This is a genomic window from Kineococcus xinjiangensis (assembly GCF_002934625.1).
Lineage (GTDB): Bacteria > Actinomycetota > Actinomycetes > Actinomycetales > Kineococcaceae > Kineococcus_A > Kineococcus_A xinjiangensis.
Window position 1 is genome coordinate 111,665 of sequence record NZ_PTJD01000004.1, and the last position, 20,840, is coordinate 132,504.

The 20,840-nt window shown below is 75.2% G+C and carries 19 protein-coding genes, 1 tRNA gene and 1 riboswitch; of the genes, 6 read left to right on the forward strand and 14 right to left on the reverse strand.

From position 1 onward, the window contains the following. Positions 1-18: 18 nt before the first annotated feature. The 3 genes from CLV92_RS07025 to CLV92_RS07035 are packed head-to-tail and all read right to left on the reverse strand — an operon-like array spanning position 19 to position 3,055. Positions 19-690 carry an urea amidolyase associated protein UAAP2 gene (locus CLV92_RS07025; RefSeq protein WP_104432107.1) on the reverse strand — a complete coding sequence of 224 codons (672 nt, stop codon included), beginning with the start codon at positions 688-690 and terminating at the stop codon, positions 19-21. Next, the gene (locus CLV92_RS07030; protein WP_104432108.1) at positions 687-1,475 is read right to left on the reverse strand and encodes a DUF1989 domain-containing protein; all 789 of its coding nucleotides are present in this window, start codon (positions 1,473-1,475) and stop codon (positions 687-689) included. The genes CLV92_RS07025 and CLV92_RS07030 overlap by 4 nt, the downstream gene beginning before the upstream one ends. Beyond that, complete coding sequence (locus CLV92_RS07035; RefSeq protein WP_104432109.1) at positions 1,472-3,055, reverse strand: amino acid permease; 1,584 nt, start codon at positions 3,053-3,055, stop codon at positions 1,472-1,474. The genes CLV92_RS07030 and CLV92_RS07035 overlap by 4 nt, the downstream gene beginning before the upstream one ends. 208 nt (positions 3,056-3,263) lie before the next feature. Here CLV92_RS07035 and CLV92_RS07040 point away from each other — a divergent pair, with 208 nt between their 5' ends. The 3 genes from CLV92_RS07040 to CLV92_RS07050 are packed head-to-tail and all read left to right on the forward strand — an operon-like array spanning position 3,264 to position 5,096. After that, positions 3,264-3,995, forward strand: a complete 732-nt coding sequence (locus CLV92_RS07040; RefSeq protein ID WP_104432110.1) for a TetR/AcrR family transcriptional regulator — start codon at positions 3,264-3,266, stop codon at positions 3,993-3,995. Between the two features lie 48 nt (positions 3,996-4,043). Continuing rightward, a complete protein-coding gene (locus tag CLV92_RS07045) occupies positions 4,044-4,301 on the forward strand; it encodes a DUF3072 domain-containing protein (RefSeq protein WP_104432111.1) in 258 nt (85 codons plus the stop codon). A gap of 9 nt (positions 4,302-4,310) precedes the next feature. Next, positions 4,311-5,096: a VOC family protein gene (locus tag CLV92_RS07050; protein ID WP_158257161.1), complete on the forward strand. Its 786-nt coding sequence runs from the start codon at positions 4,311-4,313 to the stop codon at positions 5,094-5,096. Between the two features lie 354 nt (positions 5,097-5,450). Here CLV92_RS07050 and CLV92_RS07060 read toward each other — a convergent pair whose 3' ends face one another. From CLV92_RS07060 to CLV92_RS07070, 3 genes are all read right to left on the reverse strand, one after another. Further along, on the reverse strand, positions 5,451-6,779 hold the full coding sequence (locus CLV92_RS07060; RefSeq protein WP_104432113.1) for a hypothetical protein: 1,329 nt from the start codon (positions 6,777-6,779) through the stop codon (positions 5,451-5,453). A 401-nt stretch (positions 6,780-7,180) separates the two neighbouring features. Next, positions 7,181-9,520, reverse strand: coding sequence for a 5-methyltetrahydropteroyltriglutamate--homocysteine S-methyltransferase (gene metE / locus CLV92_RS07065; RefSeq protein ID WP_104432114.1), 2,340 nt, complete (start codon positions 9,518-9,520; stop codon positions 7,181-7,183). A gap of 11 nt (positions 9,521-9,531) precedes the next feature. Next, on the reverse strand, positions 9,532-10,533 hold the full coding sequence (locus tag CLV92_RS07070; protein ID WP_211290940.1) for a methylenetetrahydrofolate reductase: 1,002 nt from the start codon (positions 10,531-10,533) through the stop codon (positions 9,532-9,534). Positions 10,534-10,590: 57 nt separating this feature from the next. Continuing rightward, positions 10,591-10,685, reverse strand: a riboswitch (SAM riboswitch). A 281-nt stretch (positions 10,686-10,966) separates the two neighbouring features. Here CLV92_RS07070 and CLV92_RS07075 point away from each other — a divergent pair. Beyond that, complete coding sequence (locus CLV92_RS07075; RefSeq protein WP_104432116.1) at positions 10,967-11,386, forward strand: DUF485 domain-containing protein; 420 nt, start codon at positions 10,967-10,969, stop codon at positions 11,384-11,386. Between the two features lie 92 nt (positions 11,387-11,478). Beyond that, positions 11,479-13,035, forward strand: a complete 1,557-nt coding sequence (locus CLV92_RS07080; protein WP_211290969.1) for a solute symporter family protein — start codon at positions 11,479-11,481, stop codon at positions 13,033-13,035. A gap of 137 nt (positions 13,036-13,172) precedes the next feature. Here CLV92_RS07080 and rsmI read toward each other — a convergent pair whose 3' ends face one another. Beyond that, the gene (rsmI, locus tag CLV92_RS07085) at positions 13,173-14,075 is read right to left on the reverse strand and encodes a 16S rRNA (cytidine(1402)-2'-O)-methyltransferase (protein ID WP_245886525.1); all 903 of its coding nucleotides are present in this window, start codon (positions 14,073-14,075) and stop codon (positions 13,173-13,175) included. 87 nt (positions 14,076-14,162) lie between these two features. Here rsmI and CLV92_RS07090 point away from each other — a divergent pair, with 87 nt between their 5' ends. After that, positions 14,163-15,788 (forward strand): dolichyl-phosphate-mannose--protein mannosyltransferase, encoded by a 1,626-nt coding sequence (locus tag CLV92_RS07090; protein ID WP_245886527.1) that lies wholly within the window; start codon positions 14,163-14,165, stop codon positions 15,786-15,788. 94 nt (positions 15,789-15,882) lie between these two features. Here the strand turns inward: CLV92_RS07090 and CLV92_RS07095 are convergent. The 7 genes from CLV92_RS07095 to galU form a co-directional block, all read right to left on the reverse strand. Continuing rightward, positions 15,883-15,955, reverse strand: a tRNA-Ala gene (locus tag CLV92_RS07095). A gap of 58 nt (positions 15,956-16,013) precedes the next feature. After that, a complete protein-coding gene (locus CLV92_RS07100) occupies positions 16,014-16,901 on the reverse strand; it encodes a hypothetical protein (RefSeq protein WP_104432118.1) in 888 nt (295 codons plus the stop codon). A 70-nt stretch (positions 16,902-16,971) separates the two neighbouring features. After that, a complete protein-coding gene (locus CLV92_RS07105; RefSeq protein WP_245886528.1) occupies positions 16,972-17,532 on the reverse strand; it encodes a GNAT family N-acetyltransferase in 561 nt (186 codons plus the stop codon). A gap of 50 nt (positions 17,533-17,582) precedes the next feature. Further along, entirely contained in the window at positions 17,583-18,149 is a 567-nt protein-coding gene (locus CLV92_RS07110; protein WP_104432119.1) for a MogA/MoaB family molybdenum cofactor biosynthesis protein, read from the reverse strand. Beyond that, on the reverse strand, positions 18,115-18,558 hold the full coding sequence (gene moaC, locus CLV92_RS07115; protein ID WP_104432278.1) for a cyclic pyranopterin monophosphate synthase MoaC: 444 nt from the start codon (positions 18,556-18,558) through the stop codon (positions 18,115-18,117). Before moaC ends, CLV92_RS07110 begins: the two co-directional genes overlap by 35 nt. A gap of 86 nt (positions 18,559-18,644) precedes the next feature. After that, complete coding sequence (gene glp / locus CLV92_RS07120; protein WP_245886530.1) at positions 18,645-19,934, reverse strand: molybdotransferase-like divisome protein Glp; 1,290 nt, start codon at positions 19,932-19,934, stop codon at positions 18,645-18,647. Continuing rightward, positions 19,921-20,838 (reverse strand): UTP--glucose-1-phosphate uridylyltransferase GalU, encoded by a 918-nt coding sequence (galU, locus tag CLV92_RS07125; RefSeq protein ID WP_104432120.1) that lies wholly within the window; start codon positions 20,836-20,838, stop codon positions 19,921-19,923. Before galU ends, glp begins: the two co-directional genes overlap by 14 nt. Positions 20,839-20,840: the final 2 nt, after the last annotated feature.

The following is a 20,840-nucleotide window of genomic DNA, read 5'->3' on the forward strand; positions in this document are numbered from 1 at the left end:
CGGTGGGGTTCGGGCGGGTCAGGGCCGGGTGACGACCATGCGGACCGGGGTGGGGTCGAAGCCGTTGCAGGGGTTGTTGACCTGCGGGCAGTTGGAGACGAGCACCAGGGTGTCCACCTCGGCGCGCAGGGCGAGGCGCAGGCCGGGCGCGGAGATCCCGTCGACGATGCCGAGGCTGCCGTCGGGGTCGACGGGCACGTTCATGTACCAGTTGACGTTGCTCACCAGGTCCCGCTTGCCCAGCCCCCACCGCGCGCCCTCGGCGAGGAAGTTCTCCACGCAGGCGTGCTGGTGCTGGGTGTGGAAGCCGTAGCGCAGGGAGTTCGACTCGCGGCTGCAGGCGCCGCCGAGGGTGTCGTGCCGGCCGACCTCGTCGGCGACGACGGTCATCAGCGCCCTGCCCCGGTTGGAGCGCAGCACGCTGCCGGTGGTGAGGAACACGTTGCGCTGCGCGGCGATGGTGTCGGGGGCGCTGTAGCGCTCCGCGGTGTCGGAGGCGGCGTACAGCAGGCAGTCCACGGCCTGGTTGCCCTCGGTGTCGACGATGGTGAGGACGTCACCGGCGGCCACGACCGCGGACCAGCCGGCGCGGGCGGGCACGACCTCGTCGAGGACGACCTCGCCCGCGACGAGCGCCACCTCGGCGGGGCGCCGGGTCGGGGCGGTGGTGGCGGGGCTGGTCGTGCTCATGCGGTCCCCCTGGCGAGGCAGTCGGTGCGGGTGTTCTCGTAGGCGCGGCGCGCCTCCGGGCTGGACGTCCACTGCGGGTCCCCCGGCCGGGTGGCCCCACCGGGCCACGCCAGGACGTGCAGAGTTCCCGTGGTGGCGGTGGCGGGGTCCGCCAGCGGGTGCGGGGAGTTCGCGAGCAGGACGATCGCGGGCAGTTCCAGGCGCAGGGCGACGCTGCGGCCCGGGCCGGCGTTCACCGGTGCGGAGAGGCTGCCGTCGTCGGCGACCCGCACGCCCTGGAAGAACGTCGCGCTCGGCGGGACGTCGCGCTCGCCGAGGCCGTGCTTGGCGGCGGCGGTGGTGAACAGCCGGCCGGCGGACGCGCCGCAGAGGACGTCGTGGTGCCCGGAGGTGTCCTCCACGACGGTCGCCAGGGCGCGCCCCTGGTCGCTCAGCAGGACGTGGCCGGCGCCGAGGTAGGCCTGCCACAGCACCTTGACGGTGTCGGCGACGTTGAGCCGCTCCCAGGGGGCGTCGGCGCGCAGCAGCACCACGTGGGCGCAGGCGCCGCCGTCGACGTCGGTGAGCTGGACCCTCGTGCCGCGGGCGAGGACTGCGCTGGTGGCGGCTCCGGCGCCCAGCGCCTCGGCCCACACGAGCCGGTCCGGTGGGACGTCGGCCGCCGAGCCGGTCCGCGGGTGCGGCCAGGTGCCGGGCGGGACGAAGGGGCGGGAGGCGGCCGTGGCGCCCTCCTGGGCGCGGGCGTGCGCACGGGCGGCGGCGGTGGTGGCGGTGGAACTGCTCATCGGGCAGCGCCCTCCTGGGAGGTGGCGGGGGTGGGGACGGACACGCCGGGGGCGGCGGTCGCGGGGACGGAGCGGCGGACGGCGGCGCGGGCCACGACGCCGGCGGCCACGACGGCGAGGACGACGAGGACGGCGGACCAGCGCAGCAGCGGGCTGTCGCCGGCGGGGTCGTAGACGGCCTCGCGGGGCCAGGCGAGGTTGACGACCATCGCGGCGCCGTAGGCGACGGCCACCGCGTTGACGGGCAGGCCCCAGCGGCCGAGGGAGAAGAACCCGTCGTGACCGGCGGCGAACTCACCCGGCCGCCGCAGGCGCTGCAGGAGCATCGGGGCGGTGACCATCAGGTAGGCCAGGTAGATCATCACGATGCAGACGCTGGTGAGGGCCGTGAACAGGCCGGGCTGGCCGATGTTGACGACGAGCACGAGGATCCCGCCGAGGCCGATGAGGATCGAGGGGACCACGGGGGTGCCGGTGCGCGGCGAGACCGCCCCGAGGACCCGGGCGGCGGGCAGCTGGCCGTCGCGGGCCATCGAGAACACCATCCGGGCCGCGGCGGTCTGGATGGCCAGCGCGCAGACGAGGACCGCGATCGCGACGTCGGCCAGCAGGATGCGCCCGCCGACGGGGCCGAGCTGGCTGGTGAGGACGTACGGCAGCCCCTCGGTGGCCAGCCGCCCGTCGTCGAGGCTGGGAGCGGCCATCAGGCCGGCCAGCAGCAGCAGTCCACCGCCGAGGCCGGAGGCCAGCACCGCCCGCAGGATGGTGCGCGGCGCGGTGCGGCGGGGGTCGGTGGTCTCCTCCGCCAGTTCCGCGGCGCTGTTGAAGCCCACCAGGACGTAGGCGGCCATCAGCCCGGAGGCCAGGAACGCGCCGAACGTGGGGTCGAAGCCGGCGCCGTCGACGTCGAGGACGACTCCGGGGCCGCGCTCGACGTTGAGGAGCAGCAGGACGATGACGGCCGCCACCCCGATGATCTCCAGGGTCACGCCGACGCTGGTGACGACGGCGGTCAGCCGCACCCCGATGACGCTGATGGCGGTGGTGAGGAGGACGAGGGCGGTGGCGAGGACCACGGCGTTGGTGGCGCCGCTGGGGGTGCCGAGCGCCGGGTCGCCCCCGACGACCTGGAACCCGCTCCAGATGGCGGGCAGCACGCCCTGCAGCGCGATGGCTGCCGCCGCGAACGTGATGACCTGGGCGATGATCATCGTCCAGCCGGTGTACCAGCCGAGGCGCGGGCCGGCCAGGCGCGTGGACCACTGGTAGATGGCGCCGGAGAGCGGGTAGCGCGCCACGAGCTCGGCGAAGGTCAGGGCGACGGTGAGCTGGCCGCCGAGGACGATCAGCCAGGTCCAGGACACGATCGGGCCGGCGAAGCCGTAGCCGAAGGCGAAGAGCTGGAAGACGGTCGTGAGGATGGAGACGAAGGAGAACCCGGCGGCGAAGGACGCGTAGCTGCCGACGTCGCGGCGCAGCTGGGGGCGGTAGCCGAAGCGCACGAGGTGCTGGTCGTCGGCGTGGCCCGGGCGCCGGGGAGCCGACGGGGGCGCTGCGGGGGGTGGAGCTGCGGTGGTCATGGCGGACTCCTCGGGCGTGGGCCTGCCGGCGGTCGCGTCCGCTCCGGAGGCACTTCCTGTCATCTGACAGGAAGTGCGTTCACGGTCCTCCCCGGCCGTGTCACGGGGATTCCGCGGTCGTGAACTCCTCGTGTCGGCGGGCACCCGACGCGAAACAGCGCCGAAACAGGCGGGCGCCCGCGCCGCCCGCCGGTGCGAGGATGCGCCCGTGGGCGGAGACCGGGGCGACGGCGCGGACCCCGCCGGCACGCCGTCGCGCACCCCCCGCACCGGCAGGCCGCGGGCCGCCTCGGGCGCCCGCCGCGGCAGCACCGGCTCCACGCGCGAGGACATCCTCGACGCCGCGGCCGAGCTCTTCACGACCCTGGGGTTCACGCGGACGTCCACCCGTGCGCTCGGGGAGGCGGCCGGGGTGCGGCAGGCCACCCTCTACTACCACTTCGCCGGCAAGGACGAGCTCCTCGCCGAGCTGCTCGACGCCACCGTGCGCCCCTCGCTGGACCTGGCCGAGCGCCTGGTCGCCGCCGCGGAGGCGCTCGCCTCCCCCGCGGTGCGCCTGCACGCCCTGGCCCGCTTCGACGCGGACCTGCTGGGGCGCAGCCGGTGGAACGTCGGCGCGCTCTACCTGCTCCCCGAGGCGCGGGCGGAGCAGCACGCCGGGTTCTGGGCGCGCCGGGAGAGGCTGGTCTCGGCCTACCGCACCCTCGCCCGCGCCGCGGCGCCCGAGCGGGCCGGGGCCGCGCTGGACGACCCGGTGGCCGCCGCGGTACCGATGGCGGTGGTCGAGAGCGTCATCCAGCAGCGCTCCCTGGCCGGGGAGGGCACCCCGCTCGCCTTGGCGGACGCCTGCCTGCGCGCGGTCGGGGTCGCGCCGGAGGACGTCGCGGCCCTGGAGCCCGCCTCCGCGGCGGTCCTGGCGGCCCTGGCCCCGGGGCGGTGACCCGCGCTCGGCGAGCGCGTGTCGGAGGCCCGTCGTAGCGTCACGGCCATGACCGACGCGAACACCCGCGACGACCAGGACACCGCCGACGACCAGGACAGCACCACGACGACGGCCGACACCACGACGGCCGCCAAGGACCCCGACGACTGGGCCACCGGCGACGAGCCGATGACCGGCCCGCAGCGCAGCTACCTGGAGACGCTGGCCCGCGAGGCCGGGCGCGAGGTCCCCGAGGACCTCACCAAGGCCGACGCCTCCAAGCTGATCGACGAACTGCAGCAGCAGACCGGCCGCGGAGCCTGAGGAGCGGGCGTGCGCGGCGGGGCCTCGTCCTGCCTGCGGCAGGTGGTCGTCGACGCCGCCGACCCGCGGGGCCTGGCGGCGTGGTGGGCCTCCGCCCTGCAGTGGCGCAGCGTCGCCGCGCACGACGAGGAAGCGGAGATCGCACCCCCCGAGGGGCTTCCCGGCCTGCCACTGGTGTTCGTGCGGGTCCGCGACCCGAAGACGGGCCCCAACCGGCTCCACCTCGACCTCGACAGCGACTCCCCCGCCGCCCAGCGGGGGACGGTGGAGTTCCTGCTGCACGCGGGGGCCCGCCGCGTCGACGTCGGGCAGGGCAGCGCCCCCTGGGTGGTGCTGGCCGACCCCGAGGGCAATGAGTTCTGCGTGCTCGACGCCCGCCCCGAGTACGAGGGCACCGGTGCGGTGGCGGCGGTGGTGGTGCAGGCGCACGACCCCCGCCGCCTCGCCCGGTTCTGGTCGCTGGCCAGCGGGTGGGACGTCGTGCGCGACGACCGCCGTGCCGCCGCCCTGCGCTGCGGCCGCAGCGGCCCTTACCTGGAGTTCGTGCACTCCCCGGCGCAGCGCACGGGCAAGAACCGCTGGCACCTCGACGTCGCACCGTCCCCCGTGCCCGGCGCCCGCGAGGGCACCGGGCAGCACGCGGTGGTGACCACCCTGCTGGACGCGGGTGCGCGTCGTCGCGACGTCGGGCAGGGCCGGCGGCCGTGGGTGGTGCTGGCCGACCCCGAGGGCAACGAGTTCTGCGTGCTCGCCGAACCGCGCCCCGACCCGGCCGGCGGGGGCGCGCCGGACTGAACCACGGCGGGCGGTCTCCTTCGCGCAGGGCCGCGGCGGCGCGGTTCTCGCGGTCGCCGCCCACTACGCCGCGATCACCGCGGCCCGACTGGAGCCGCGACCCGTCCGAAGACGGCAGAGAAGCCGTGACGCTTCCGAGGCGGACGACGTGCCACGCGGAGCCGTCGAGGCAGTGGTGGACGGCGTGGGCCCGGCCGGTCCGCAGCAGGCGCAGGTGCACCGGCCGCCCTCGACGACCAGGGCGTCGGCGTCGTCGGAGATGCCTCGGGTGACCGCCGAGAAGACCATCGCCTCGCGCTGCGGGGAGTGCTCGAAGCAGAGCCCGGCCCACTGCTCCCGGCCCTGGCGCCGGGGTCACTGGTAGGAGATGAACACCGGCGAGGGATCCACCGCGACGGTCTCGCCCGGCGAGAGCGTCGGGTCGTCCTCGTCGAGGAAGTTCTTCCACCCCCACACCAGGCCGGGCGGACCGCCGGCGGTCAGGGCGCGGTAGGTGGCGTGCTTCATGGCCGGTGTCCCGTGACCGTCGGCGTGGACCACGGTGACCAGCTCGTCGCGGGCAGTGTTCACGAGGTCCCGGTCGGGCACCATGGACGTGCGGAACTGGTGGAGGAGGAAGACCTTCTGGGGCAGGTCGTTCTCGCGGACGAGCTGTGCCAGCCAGTCGCCGACGCCGTTCACCTCCGCCGCGCTCACCGCACCGATCTGCCGCAACGGTCTCTGGTCCGGCCGCAGCTTCCACTCGGGGTCCAGTGCGAGACCCACGTGCGGGCGCGCCAGCAGCGACTCGTACCGCTTCGCCTGGGCGAGGAAGTCGCTGCGGCCGGGCTGCAGGTCCAGGATGACGGCGATGCCCGCCTGCTCGGCCGCGTCCACCCAGGGCTTCAGCTCGGCCGGGTCCGCCTCGTTGGAGTAGTCGCCGTCCGCACCCGGCGAGTCCGACGCCACCGTCGTGATGATCTCCAGCGTGGGCACCGCCGGCAGCCCACCCAGACCGTCGTAGCGGCCGGCGAACTCCCGGGCGCGCGCGAGCGCGGCCTGCAGCGGCTGCTCGCCCAGCACACCCAGGCTCGGAGTTCCCGGATGCCCGTACAGGGCGATCAGCCGCCGCTGCGCCAGCGGCAGCTGGCCGCCGCCGGGTACCTGCACCCCGGTGAGCGCCACCTCGACACGCTCGGCGAAGAGCTCCGGCGCGGCGAAGGCGGATCCCAGCCCCACCACGTGCTGCGGACCGGCGGCGTGCAGGGCGTCGACGACGGCGGCGTGGGCGCGCGGGTCGCCCGTCGGCACGGTCAGCACCTGCGCTCCGACGGCTCGGGCCGTGGCCGCGGCCGCGCTCTCCCACGCCGCGCCCGTGAGGAGGACGACCGTGTCGCTCGCCCGCCTCGCCGAGGCGGGGCGAGGGTCTCCCGCCTCCCGCACCCGTGGGCCGTCGCCGTCGGGGAACGTCTCGCGCGCCCACCGTGCGGCTGCCTGACCGACGGTCAGGACCTCCTGAGCGCCCAGCCGCTGGACCTCCGCGGCCGTCGCCGGCGCCGGCAGCAGCAGCGGAGCCGCGAGGCCGGCGGCCACCGCGGCGCCGCGCTCCAGCGCCGCCGGTTCGTCGGCGGCCACGACGACGCGGTGGCTGCTGCTGAGCAGGTGTGCGCTGAGCGCGACGGCCGCCTCGGGAGCGGTGGTCACACCCAGCACCGCACTGCGTCCGTCAGGCCGGCTGTGCTGGGCCGCGGACACCGCTGCCTGCGCGGAGGACGTGGCGGGCCGCTGCCCCACGTCGGGTGCTGCAGGATCCCCGACCCCCGCAGCAGTGCACGCGGACGTGGTGAGGGACAGGCACAGCACGACGGCGATCAGCCCGTTGCTCGTTGAAAGGCGGATGACGTGCTCCCGGGGGTCGCAGGCGGATCGGGCACCGCCAGGTCGCTCCTCCCAGCCTGCCAGCTCACCAGCCTCCCCGCCGGGCACCCGGTTGTCGGACCCCGGCCGTGATCCTCCGGACGGGCGCCCGGACGCGCACGGCGCCCCGGTCGCAGAACCGCGACCGGGGCGCCGTCACGACGCGGCTCCCGGAGGAGCCGGCAGCGTCAGTGCGCGTCCGCGCCCTCCGCCAGCGAGCCGCGCACGGCGCGCGTGGCGGCGAGGAGGTTGCGCAGCGACGCCTCGGTCTCGGCGTAGCCGCGGGTCTTCAGGCCGCAGTCGGGGTTCACCCAGAGGTGGCGCGGGGAGATGGACCCGACCGCGATGTTCAGCAGCTCCTCGATCTCCTCGGCGCTCGGCACGCGCGGGGAGTGGATGTCGTACACGCCCGGGCCGATGCCGCGGGAGAAGCCTGCCTGCGCGATCTGCGGGACGACCTCCATCCGCGAGCGGGCCGCCTCGATGCTCGTCACGTCCGCGTCGAGCCCGTCGATCGCCCCGATGACCTCACCGAACTCCGAGTAGCAGAGGTGGGTGTGGATCTGGGTGGCGTCGGCGGCGCCGGCGGTGGCGAGGCGGAAGGACTCCACCGACCAGTCCAGGTACGCCTTCTGGTCGACGGCCTTCAGCGGCAGCAGCTCCCGCAGGGCGGGCTCGTCGACCTGCACGACGCCGATGCCCGCGGCCTCGAGGTCGGCGATCTCGTCGCGCAGCGCCAGCGCGACCTGGCGGGCGGTGTCGCCGAGGGGCTGGTCGTCGCGCACGAACGACCAGGCGAGGATCGTCACCGGGCCGGTGAGCATGCCCTTGACGGGCTTGGCGCTGCGGGAGGCGGCGTAGGTGGCCCACTCCACCGTCATCGGCGCCGGGCGGGTCACGTCGCCCCACAGGATCGGCGGGCGCACGCAGCGGGAGCCGTAGGACTGCACCCAGCCGTTCTGCGTGACGGCGAAGCCGTCCAGCAGCTCCGCGAAGTACTGCACCATGTCGTTGCGCTCCGGCTCGCCGTGCACGAGCACGTCGAGGCCGAGCTCCTCCTGCAGCGCGACGACGCGGTCGATCTCGGCGCGCATGGCCGCCACGTAGTCGGCGTCGGACAGCTCGCCCTTGGCCCAGGCGGCGCGGGCGCGGCGGATCTCCCCCGTCTGCGGGAACGACCCGATGGTCGTCGTCGGCAGCGGCGGCAGGGCGAGCACCGCGTCCTGCGCGGCGCGACGCACGTCGTAGTCGCTGCGGCGGGCGTCGGCCGGGGTGAGGCCGGCGAGCCGCTCGCGGACCTCCGGGCGCACGACGCCGGGGGCCTCCAGCCGCTCGCGGCGGGCCCGGGCGGACGCCTCCAGCGCGTCGGCGGCGGTGGCGGGGTCCTCCAGCGCGGCGGCGAGGGTGACGACCTCGGCGACCTTCTGGTCCGCGAACGCCAGCCAGCCCTTCAGCTGCGCGGGCAGGTTCGGCTCGTCCTCGACGTCGTGCGGGACGTGGAGGAGGGAGGTGGAGGTGCCGGCCGCGACGGACGCGGCCAGCGGGCGCAGCGCCTCGAGCTTGCCGAGCGCCTGGACCAGGTCGGTGCGCCAGATGTTGTGGCCGTCGATGACGCCGCCGAGGACGGCCTTGGTCTCCAGGCCGGCGACCGGCGCGGAGGGCACGGCGCCCTTGACGAGGTCGAGGGCGAGCGCCTCGACGTCGGTGGCGGCCAGCGTCGGCAGGAACTCGCCCAGGTCGCCGTAGGGCGCCGCGACGAGCAGGGCCGGACGGCCCTCCACGGCGGTCAGCGCGGCGTAGGTCTCCTGCACCGCGGCGTGGATCGCCTTGGCGTCGGCGGCGGTGAGGGTGTCGGACACCAGGCCCGGCTCGTCGAGCTGGACCCAGGTGGCGCCGGCCTCGGCGAGCGCGCGCAGGATCTGCGCGTAGACGGGGACGAGGTCGGCGAGGCGCTGCAGCGGGGAGAAGCCCTCGGGGCTGCCGTCGGCGGGCTTGCTCAGCAGCAGGAACGTCACCGGGCCGACGAGCACCGGGCGGGTGAGGAAGCCGTCCTCCAGCGCCTCGCGGAACTCCCGCACGGCGCGGTCGTCGGCGAAGCGGAACTGCGTGTCCGGGCCGATCTCGGGGACGAGGTAGTGGTAGTTCGTGTCGAACCACTTCGTCATCTCCAGCGGCGCGTCCTCGCCGCGGCCGCGGGCGATCGTGGAGTAGCCCACGAGGTCCACGCGCCCGTCCTGGCCGACCACGTCGGCGAAGCGCGGCGGCACGGCACCGACGGCCACGGCCGCGTCGAGGACCTGGTCGTAGTAGGAGGCGGCCGACGGGATGGAGGCGTCGTGGGCGCGCAGGCCGAGGGCGTTGAGGCGGCGGCGGGTGCGGGCGCGCAGCTCGACGGCCGCGGCCTCGGTCTCCTCCTGGGTGGCGCGGCCCGCCCACAGCGCCTCCAGGGCCTTCTTCAGCTCCCGGCGCGGGCCGATGCGGGGGTAGCCCAGGATCGTGGTGGGCAGTTGCGTCGCGTCGTGCGTCATGGTCGTCCCCTTCAGTGCTGCGCGGAGCGCAGCATGTCGTGGTGAGGAGCCGAGACCCACGGCCGGCTGGCCAGGTCGGGAGCCGTCGGGGCCCCGCCGCCGAGGTGTACGCCCTCGAGCAGGTCAAGTGCTGCGTGGTGCTTGTTGAACGTGTAGACGTGCAGGCCCGGAGCGCCGGCGTCGAGGATCCGGCGGGCGAGCTCGACGCTGGCGCGGATGCCCTCGGCGTGCACGGCCCGCTCCCCGCCGTCGGCCGCGGACTCCAGGCGGGCCAGCAGCTCCCGGGGCACCGGCACCCCGGTGAGGCCCTGCAGGCGCAGCAGCCTCCCCGGGTCGGTCAGGGGGATGATCCCCGGCAGCAGGGGGATGGTGACCCCCGCGGCGCGGGCGCGGTCGGCGAAGCGGACGTAGTCGCGGGCGTCGTAGAAGACCTGCGTGATCGCGAAGTCCGCGCCCGCACGCTGCTTCGCCAGCAGCACCTCGACGTCGTCGGGTCCCGACGGCGCCGGCGCGGCCGCGGGGAACGCGGCCACGGCGATGCTCAGCGGGCCGTCGTCGACGGGGCGGCCGGGGCGGCGCTGCGCGCGGTGGCGGCGCTCGACGACCTGCAGCAGCTCCACGAGGTCGCAGGCGCGGGCGACGCCGTCCGGGTGCGGCTGCCAGTCGGGGCGGCCGGCCGGCGGGTCGCCGCGCAGCGCGAGGAAGCTGCGCACGCCCACGTCGAGGAACTCCGTGGCCGTCTCGATGACCTGGGCCCGGGAGGCGCCCACGCACGTCAGGTGCGCGACCACGGGAACGGGGGTGGTGGACAGGACGTGGCGCACGAGGTCGCGGCTCGTCTCGCGGGTCGAGCCGGAGGCCCCGTAGGTGACGGAGAGGAAGTCCGGGCCGATGCCGCTCAGCGCCTCGACGGTCCGGTGCAGCGACTCGGTCGCGGCGGGGGTGCGGGGCGGGAAGAGCTCGAAGGAGACCGTGGGCCGCCCGCCGGCGGTCAGCAGGCGCGCGACGCTCACGGCCGGACCTCGCGCGGGCAGGCGCGGCCGGCGGCGGGGCAGGTGCAGTTCATCTCAGCTCCATCGCACCTGGCGGTAGCACCCTCACCCGATTCCTCGGGGGGTTGCTGCGGCGTCGTCGAGCCAGGACTCTCGGCCGCTCTGGATGGTGGATGCACAGTAACCGGCCGCGGGGACGCGGTTCAACTTCGCCCGTCGGCGCGGTCCCCCGTCCGGAGCAACCGCCGAAGCGGCCCGGAAAGCGGTGCTCGGTCGACGATCCTCCGGTGAGCGCGGTGACAGCCACTTCCCAGCGGGAAGTCCTCCGGCGACACGCCACCAGCCGTGGAAGTCCTGTGAAGAGGGTACAAAGGAGAGCAGTGGCTACTGTGTGGCCAGCCACTTGATCGCGGCCGCGTCCCGAGCGGCCGGCGAGCGGACGAGGAGGTCTGCGATGACCACGCACGGCACGCCTCCCCCAGCGGGGGAGCCCAACGCGCACGGGAGCACGGCAGCTGCCGGCTCCGCGGTGCGAACGCCCTACCAGCAGGTGCAGGACAGTCCCGACTTCGCGGAGCTGCGCACCCGGTTCCGCCGCTTCGTCTTCCCCATGGCCGCCCTGTTCCTGGTCTGGTACTTCACGTACGTCCTGCTGGCCGCCTACGCCTCTGACTTCATGAGCACGAAGGTGTTCGGCAACATCACCGTCGGCCTGCTCATGGGCCTCGGCCAGTTCCTGTCGACCTTCATCATCACCACGCTCTACGTGAGCTGGGCGAACAAGAAGTTCGACCCCGCCGCCACCGCGCTCCGCGAGCGCGTCGAGAGCCACGGCCCCCTCAGCGGCCACGTCGGCGAAGGAGGCCACAAGTGATCGCAGGGCTCGGCGCGGCAGCCGCCCCCGCCGCCGACATCGGCAACCCGGTCGTCAACATCGCCATCTTCGGCGCCTTCGTGGCCGTCACGATGGCCATCGTCATCAAGGCCAGCCGCAACAACACCAGCGCCGCCGACTTCTACGCGGGCGGTCGCTCCTTCACCGGCGGCCAGAACGGCACGGCCATCGCCGGCGACTACCTCTCGGCCGCGAGCTTCCTCGGCATCGCCGGGGCCATCGCGATCTACGGCTACGACGGCTTCCTGTACTCCATCGGCTTCCTCGTGGCGTGGCTCGTGGCGCTGCTGCTGGTGGCGGAGCTGCTGCGCAACACCGGCCGCTTCACCATGGCCGACGTCCTCAGCTTCCGGCTGCAGGAGCGCCCGGTGCGCATGGCCGCGGCCTGCTCCACGCTCATCGTCTGCTTCTTCTACCTGCTCGCGCAGATGGCGGGCGCCGGCGGCCTCGTCGCGCTGCTGCTCGGCGTGACGAGCACCGCCGGCCAGAACATCACGATCACCGTCGTGGGCGCCCTGATGATCATGTACGTGCTCATCGGCGGCATGAAGGGCACCACCTGGGTCCAGATCATCAAGGCGATCCTGCTCGTCGCCGGCGCCGGCCTCATGACGGTGCTGGTGCTCGCGCAGTACGGCTTCAACCTGTCCGAGCTGCTCGGCGCCGCCGTGGCCCGCGAGGGCAACGCCGGCGAGGCCATGCTCGGCCCGGGCGCGCAGTACGGCGCCTCGGCACTGACGAAGCTGAACTTCATCTCCCTCTCGCTCGCCCTCGTGCTGGGCACCGCGGGCCTGCCCCACGTGCTCATGCGCTTCTACACGGTGCCGACCTCGCGCGAGGCCCGCACCAGCGTCGTCTGGGCCATCTGGATCATCGGGTTCTTCTACCTGTTCACCCTGGTGCTGGGCTACGGCGCCGGCGCCCTCGTGGGCCGGGAGACGATCCTCGCGGCGCCGGGCAAGGCGAACTCCGCGGCGCCGCTGCTGGCCTACCAGCTCGGCGGCGAGGTCCTGCTCGGGATCATCGCGGCGGTGGCCTTCGCGACGATCCTCGCGGTCGTCGCCGGTCTCGCGATCACCGCCAGCGCGTCCTTCGCCCACGACATCTACGCCAGCGTGATCAAGCGCGGTCAGGTGAACCCCGACGCCGAGGTGCGGGTCGCCCGCATCACCGTCGTCGTCATCGGCGCCGTGGCCATCGTCGGCGGCATCTTCGCCAAGGGGCAGAACATCGCCTTCCTGGTGGCCCTGGCGTTCGCGGTGGCGGCCAGCGCCAACCTGCCGACGATCCTCTACTCGCTCTTCTGGCCCCGCTTCACCACCCGCGGGGCGCTGTGGAGCATCTACGGCGGGCTCATCTCCTGCATCACGCTGATCGCCTTCTCCCCGGTCGTCTCCGGGAAGACCGACCCGGCCACCGGGGCGAGCCTGTCGATGATCACCGACACGAACGTCGACTTCTCCTGGTTCCCCCTGGAGAACCCGGGCATCATCAGCATCCCGCTCGGCTTCTTCCTGGGCTGGCTCGGCTCGGTCACCTCCAAGGAGCGCGGCGCGGAGCTGCGCGCCGCCGAGATGGAGGTCCGCTCCCTCACCGGGGCCGGCGCCGAGAAGGCCGTCGACCACTGACACCCCCACGCTGACAGCGGGCACGCCCCGCGGTCACAGCACACGACAGCCCCCGGCGGACCACCCGCCGGGGGCTGTTCGCTGCCCGGCCCCGGGTCGCGCCGGCCCGCGGGACGGGGCCGGCGACGGGGCCTCGGTCAGCGGCGGGCCGACCCGCCCCGGGCCTTCGCCGCGGCCTCGTACAGCTCCCGCTTCACCACACCGGTCGCGTCCGCCACCGCGGCCACCGCGTCCTTCAGCCGGCTGCCGTCGGCGACCAGGGCCAGCACCTGCCCCACGAGGTCCTGCACCGGCGGCGCCTCCCCGGCCGGGGCCGGTGCCACCACCAGGCACACCTCGCCCCGCACCTCCCCCGCCGCGGCCCACGCGGCCAGCTCCCCCAGCGGCAGCCGCACGACCTCCTCGTACGTCTTGGTCAGCTCCCGGCACACCGCCGCCGGACGGTCCGCGCCGAACGCGGCGGCCATCGCCTCCAGCGTGGCGGCCGTGCGGTGCGGCGCCTCGAAGAAGACCAGCGTGCGCTGCTCCCGCGCCAGCGCCGCCAGCGCCCGGGACCGCTCCCCCGGCTTGCGGGGGCAGAAGCCCTCGAAGGCGAAGCGGTCCACCGGCAGCCCCGAGACGGCCAGCGCGGTCAGCACCGCCGAGGGCCCCGGAACGGCCGTCACCGGCAGCCCCGCGTCCACGCAGGCGCGGGTCAGCCGGTAGCCGGGATCGGACACCGACGGCATCCCCGCATCGGTCACGAGGGCCACCACGGCGCCCTCGGCGACCGCGGCGACCAGCTCGGGCGTGCGGGCCGACTCGTTGTGCTCGTGGTAGCTCAGCATCCGGCCCCTGGGCTCGACGCCGAGGTCCGCGCACAGCCGTCGCGTGCGCCGCGTGTCCTCCGCGGCCACGACGTCCGCCTCGGCGAGCAGCCGCGCCAGCCGCGGCGAGGCGTCGAGGGCGTTGCCGATGGGCGTGGCGGCCAGCACGAGCCGGCCGCCGCCCGCCGCCGCGCTCCCCGCACCCGCACCCGCACCGTCCGTCGTCGCTGCCACGGTGCGATCCTGCCACCGCCGCGGTACGGCGCCTGCGCCGGCGCCGGAGGCCCTGCCTAGCATGACGCCCATGGCCAGGGACGCAGGGTGAGAACCGACGCACCGACCCGCACGTCGCGTCCGAGCGGTGCAGCCGCCGACCGGGCCGCCCTGCGCACCCGGCTGCTGGGAGGCCCCTCGGAGATCGACGGGGAGTCCTGGCGCCGCGCCTGGCTGCCGCTGCTGCTGATCACCGCGATCGGCGGGTTCCTGCGCTTCTGGCAGCTCGGCCGCCCCCACCAGCTCGTCTTCGACGAGACGTACTACGTCAAGCAGGCGTACTCGCTGCTGCTGCGGGGCTTCGAGCTGCGCAACGATCCCGGGCTGGAGACGCCGGACGCCTCTTTCACCGCCGGCACTCCCTACGTCTTCACCGAGACCGCCGACTTCGTGGTCCACCCACCGGTGGGCAAGTGGATGATCGCCCTCGGCGAGTGGATCTTCGGGATCGACAGCGCCTTCGGCTGGCGCTTCACCGCCGCCGTCTGCGGCACGTTGTCGATCCTCCTCCTGGGGCGCGTCGCGCGACGGCTGCTGCGCTCGACCCTGCTGGGCGCCACCGCGGCCCTGCTGCTCGCCGCGGACGGGCTGCACCTGGTCATGAGCCGCACGAGCCTGCTCGACGTCTTCCTCATGTTCTGGGTGCTGTGCGCCTTCGCCTGCCTGCTCCTCGACCGCGACACCACCCGCGCCCGCCTGGCCGACCTCGCCGCAGCCGGGCCCCTCGGCCGCTTCGGACCGGGGCTGGGGCTGCGCCCCTGGCGCCTCGCGGCCGGCCTGTGCCTGGGCCTGGCGTGCGGGGTGAAGTGGTCCGGCCTGTACTTCGTGGCGGTCTTCGGGCTCATGACGGTGCTGTGGGACGCCGGGGCGCGCAGGACCGTCGGGGTGCGGCCCTGGCTGCAGGCGGCCGCGCTGCGCGACGGGCTCCCCGCCTTCGCCTCCCTCGTCCTCGTCGCGGTCGCCACCTACGTCGCCTCGTGGGTGGGCTGGTTCCGCAGCGACGACGGGTACCTGCGGCAGTGGGGGGCGCAGAACCCGGCCGAAGGGGCTGCGGGGCTCGTCCCCGACGCGCTGCGCAGCCTGTGGCGCTACCACTCCGACGCGTACGCCTTCCACATCGGGCTGAGCTCACCGCACCCCTACTCGGCGAACCCGTGGTCGTGGCTGGTGCAGGGCCGGCCGACGTCGTTCTTCTACGAGGGTCCCGTGCAGGGCGCCGACGGCTGCGCCGTGGCGCAGTGCTCCAAGGCCATCACCTCGCTCGGCAACCCGGTGCTGTGGTGGGCCGCGACCGTGGCCGTCGTCGTCGTGCTCGCCGCCTGGGCGCTGCGCCGGGACTGGCGGGCCGGGGCGGTCCTCGCCGGCTTCGCCGCGGGCTACCTGCCGTGGTTCCAGTACCAGCACCGGACGATCTTCACGTTCTACGCGGTGGTGTTCACCCCGTGGGTGGTGCTCGCCGTCGTCTACGTGATCGGGCTGCTGCTCGGGCCCGCGCTCGCGGCCGGCGCCGGCGAGCCCGGTGCGCGGCGGCGCCGGCGGATCGGCGGCGCCGTCGCCGGGGCGCTCGTCGTCGCGTGCGTGGCGACCTTCGCCTTCTTCTGGCCCGTCTGGACCGCCCAGGTCATCCCCTACGAGGCGTGGCAGGCGCGGATCTGGCTCCCGAGCTGGGTCTGACGGAGACGGGGAGGGCCCGTCACGCAGGAGGGCCCCGCCGTTGCCGGCGGGGCCCTCCTGTCGTGCTGCGGTTCCTTCCGGAACCCTCCTCGGGTGGAGCTGAGGGGACTCGAACCCCTGACCCCCTCGTTGCGAACGAGGTGCGCTACCAGCTGCGCCACAGCCCCGAAGTGCTCCAAACCCTACCAGGTCGGTCACGGCGCCCCGACCCGGTGGGTCCCGCCCTCAGCCGTTGGCGACGCGGCGTTCCTCGCGCAGGTCGAGCACCACGTCGCCGGCCGCGGCGCGCGAGCGGGCGGGGAACGCGGAGTCCTGGTCGAAGGGCCGCACGTCCACGACGACCCGGCGGCGCGCCGGCGCGGGGATGGTGACCGACGGGGCCTTCGGCTTCAGCAGGTAGGTCGGCAGGGGCACCGGAACCGGCTCCCACGTGCCGTCCTCCACGCGGCGCGCAGCCGCGGCCGGCACCGCCTCGCCCGAGCCGAGCACCTCACCCGCGACGACGGGCAGCGGCACGGCCGCGAGTGCCTCCACCCGGGCGGCCGGGGCGGGCGCCGGGCGGACGGCGGCACCGGCGTGACGCGCCAGCGCGGCCAGCACGAGCAGCAGGAGGAGCGTCGGCACCGCCGCGGCGAACCACGGCAGGACCGACAGGCCCGCGGCCGTCCAGCCCGCCGCGCTCAGCGCGACCAGCGCGCCCACGAGGCGGCGGCGACGGCGCACGACGCGCGAGGAGCGGACCCGGGCCGGGTGGGCACCGGAGCGCCGGGGGGCGGCGGGAACGCGCCCGGCCCGAGCGCCCTCGGCGGTCCGCACCGCCGCACCCGCCTCCACCGGAACCCGCGGGACGGGAACCTCCGCGGGAGCCGCCTCCAGCGCGGGCGCCGACCCCGCACCGAGTTCCTGCACGGTCGGCCCCGCCGGGAGAGCGGCCGGAACAGCCTGCGCCGCAACGTCCTCGGGGCTCCGCCGAACCAGGACGCGCATCTGGGTCGAGTCGCGGTCCGTGGTCCGGGCCGACTCCAGCCGCCGGCGGCGACGCAACTGGTCAGGCAGGAGGTACGCGGCCCAGATGGCGATGATGACCACGAAGACGAGGCTGCTGGCGTGCACGAGGGACAACGCTAGGGGTCAGGCACCCCGGCGGCGGGGATCCCGGCCGTCACGCGGTGTGTCGCCACCGTCAGGTGCGCCGACCCCCGGTCCGCAGCCGCGCCACGAGACCCTCCGGAACCTCCTCCGCCGTCACCGCGAACGTGCGGTGGTCGCGCCAGGAGCCGTCGATGTGCAGGAACCGCTCGCGCAGCCCCTCGTCGCGCATCCCGAGCTTCTCGGCGACGCGCAGGCTCGCGGTGTTCTCTGGCCGGATGTTCACCTCCAGCCGGTGCAGGCCCATCACGCGGAAGCAGTGGTCGCCGACGAGCGCGACGGCCAGCGGCATCAACCCCCGCCCGGCCAGCCGCCGGTCGATCCAGTACCCCACGTGGGCCGAGCGCAGGGACCCCCACGTCACGCCGCTGACCGTCACCTGCCCTGCGAGGGCGCCGTCGACCTCCACCACGAGCGGGAGCATGCGCCCCGCCCGCGCCTCCCGGGAGAAGGCGCGGACCATCTGCCCGAACGTCGGCGGCGGGTCGGCGCCCTCGGGGCTCGTCGCCTCCCAGGGACGCAGCCACGCCGCGTTGGCGGCCCGCACGGCGCGCCACTGCCGCGCGTCACGGCGCTGCAGCGGCCGCAGCAGCACCGGCCTCCCGCCCAACCGCACGGGCCACCCGAGGGGCGCCTGCACCACGGTCAGCGGCCGCCGGCGGTGCCCTGCGGGCCGCCTGCCCCACCCCGCGCGTGGTCTCCGCCGTGGATCTGGTCGACGGCGTGGGCCAGCAGCCCCGTCAGCACCTCCACCCCGTCGCGGGCCCCGCCCGGCGAGCCCGGCAGGTTCACCACGAAGGTCCGGCCGGCCACTCCCGCCAGCCCGCGCGAGAGCGCCGCGGTGGGCACGCCCTTGGCGATCCCCGCCGCCCGCACCGCCTCCTGCACGCCCGGCACCTCGTAGTCCAGGACCCGGCGGGTCATCTCCGGCGTGAGGTCCAGCGGCGTCAGGCCCGTGCCGCCGTTGGTCACGACGACGTCGTAGCCGGCCGCCACCGCGGTCCGCAGCGCCTCCTCCACGGCGTCGCCGTCGGGCACCACCTGCGGCCCGTCGACCGCGAAGCCCGCGGAGGTCAGGCCCGCCACCACCAGGGGCCCCGAGGTGTCCTCGTAGACCCCGGAGGAGGCGCGGTTGGACACCGTCACCACCAGGGCGGAACGGCCACCGGCCCCCGCCTCACGCCTGCCGGTCGTCGTCGGCGACCCAGTCACCGGACCTCCCCCCGCTCTTGGCCACGACGCGCACGTCCGTGATGCGGGTGTGCTTGTCCACGGCCTTGACCATGTCCACGAACGTCAGCGCCGCCGCGACCACGCACGTCAGCGCCTCCATCTCCACCCCGGTGCGGTCCGCCGTGCGCACCGCGGCGCCGATGCGCACGCCGTCGTCGGCGACCACGAGGTCCACGACGACGCCGTGCACCGCCACCGGGTGCGCCAACGGCACCAGCTCCGGGGTGCGCTTGGCGGCCTGCAGCCCCGCGATGCGCGCCACCGCCAGGGCGTCGCCCTTCGGCAGCCCGCCCGAGGTCAGGAGCGCCAGGACCTCCGGTGAGCACAGCACCCGCCCCTCGGCCCGCGCCTCGCGGACGGTGACGGGCTTGGCGGAGACGTCGACCATGCGGGCCCGGCCGGCGTCGTCCAGGTGCGTCAGCCGCGGCGGGTGCCCGGCACCGCCCGGAGCACCGGCCCCGTCCGCCCCGCCGCTCACGCCGCCGGCCCCAGGAGGACGCACTCCACCTCGTCGCCCACCTCGACGCCGTCGACGCCCACGGGCACGACCGCCAGGCAGTCGGCCCGGGCCAGCGCCGTCACCAGGTGCGAGCCCGCACCGCTGACGGGCTCCACGCGCAGGGCGCCGTCCCCGTCGCGCCACCAGCGGGCGCGCACGTACTGCTCCTTGCCCGCCGGGGAGCGCCAGGCGGCGGCGGCGAGGGCGCGCACGCGGGGCCGCTGCGGGTCCGGCGCCTCCGGGTCCTCCCCCAGCAGCCGCCGCAGCACGGGCCGCACGAACACCTCGAAGGAGACGAAGGCGCTCACGGGGTTGCCGGGCAGGGCCAGCAGCGGCGTGCGGTCCTCCCCCAGCGTCCCGGCGCCCTGCGGCATGCCCGGCTGCATCGCCACGCCGCAGAAGCCCACCGAGCCCGTGCGGTGCAGCACCTCCTTGACCACGTCGTAGGCCCCGGCGCTGACCCCGCCGCTGGTGACGATGACGTCGGCGCGCACGAGCTGGTCCTCGAGCGTGCGCCGCAGCTCCGCCGGGTCGTCCCGCACGACACCCACCCGGTAGGCCTGCGCCCCCAGGTCGAGGGCGGCGGCGGTGAGGCCGAAGCCGTTCGCGTCGTGCAGCTGCCCCGGCCCCAGGGACTGCCCCGGCTCGACGACCTCGCTCCCCGTGGAGATCACGACGACGCGCGGGCGGGGCCGCACGCGCACCCGGGCCCGGCCCACCGCCGCCAGCACGGCGACGTGCCGCGGCTGGAGCCGGGTGCCGGCCTCCACGACGACGACGCCCGCCGCGGCGTCCTCCCCGGCGCGGCGGATGTGCTGCCCCTCGGCGGGGCAGTGCCGCACCTCGACCGAGGCCACGCCCCCGTCGGTCCACTCCACGGGCACGACGGCACCCGTGTTGGGGGGCACCGGCGCCCCGGTCATGATCCGCACGGCGGAGCCGGGGGCGAGCCGCATCGACTCGGCGCTGCCCGCGGCGAGGTCGGCCACGACGGGCAGCCGGACGGGAGACGCGGGCGTCGCCTCGGCCACGTCGGCCACCCGCACCGCGTAGCCGTCCATCGCGGAGTTGTCGAAGGCGGGCAGCGGCCGGGTCGCCACGACGTCCTCGGCCAGCACGCAGCCGAGCGCGTCGAGCAGGGACGCCTCCAGCGGCGCGAGCGGCTGCACCAGGTCCAGGCACGCCCGGCGGTGCTCCGCGACGGTCACCAGCTCGGCGGGACCGTGCCGCGGGGGCGTCCCCGCGGCGGCCTCAGTCCCGCTCACCGGCACCGGCGACGAACTCGCTCAGCCACGCGCGCAGGTCGGCGCCGATGTCGTCGCGCTCGGAGGCCAGGCGCACGACGGCCTTGATGTAGTCGAGCTTGTCGCCGGTGTCGTAGCGGCGGCCGCGGAAGACGACGCCGCGCACCCCGGCCCCCGGCGCGTCCGACGCCGCCAGCGTCTGCAGCGCGTCGGTGAGCTGGATCTCCCCGCCCTTGCCCGGCGGGGTCTCGTGCAGCACCGCGAAGACGGACGGGTCGAGCAGGTAGCGGCCGATGACGGCGAGGTTGCTCGGGGCCTCCTCGCGCTTGGGCTTCTCCACCAGCCCGGAGACGAGGACGACGTCGGGGTCGTCGGTCGGCGCGGAGACCGCGCAGCCGTAGAGGTGGATCTGGTCCTCCGGGACCTCCATGAAGGCCACGACGCTGCCGCCGAACTGCTCGCGGACCTCGATCATCTTCTCCAGCAGCGGGTCGCGCTCGTCGACCATGTCGTCGCCGAGGAGGACGACGAAGGGCTCGTCGCCGACGTGCTGCTCCGCCACCAGGACGGCGTGACCGAGGCCCTTGGGGTCGCCCTGGCGCACGTAGTGGATGCTCGCGAGGTCCGTGGACTCCCGCACGCGGGCCAGCTTGGCGTCGTCGCCCTTGGCCTCCAGGCTCGCCTCGAGCTCGACGTTGCGGTCGAAGTGGTCCTCCAGCGGCCGCTTGTTGCGGCCGGTCACCATCAGGACGTCCGTGAGCCCCGCGCGCACCGCCTCCTCGACGATGTACTGGATGGCCGGGGTGTCGACCACCGGCAGCATCTCCTTGGGCACCGCCTTCGTCGCGGGCAGGAAGCGGGTGCCCTGCCCCGCCGCGGGGATGACCGCCTTGCGGACCGGCTTGCGCACGTTCGGCTCGCTCATGT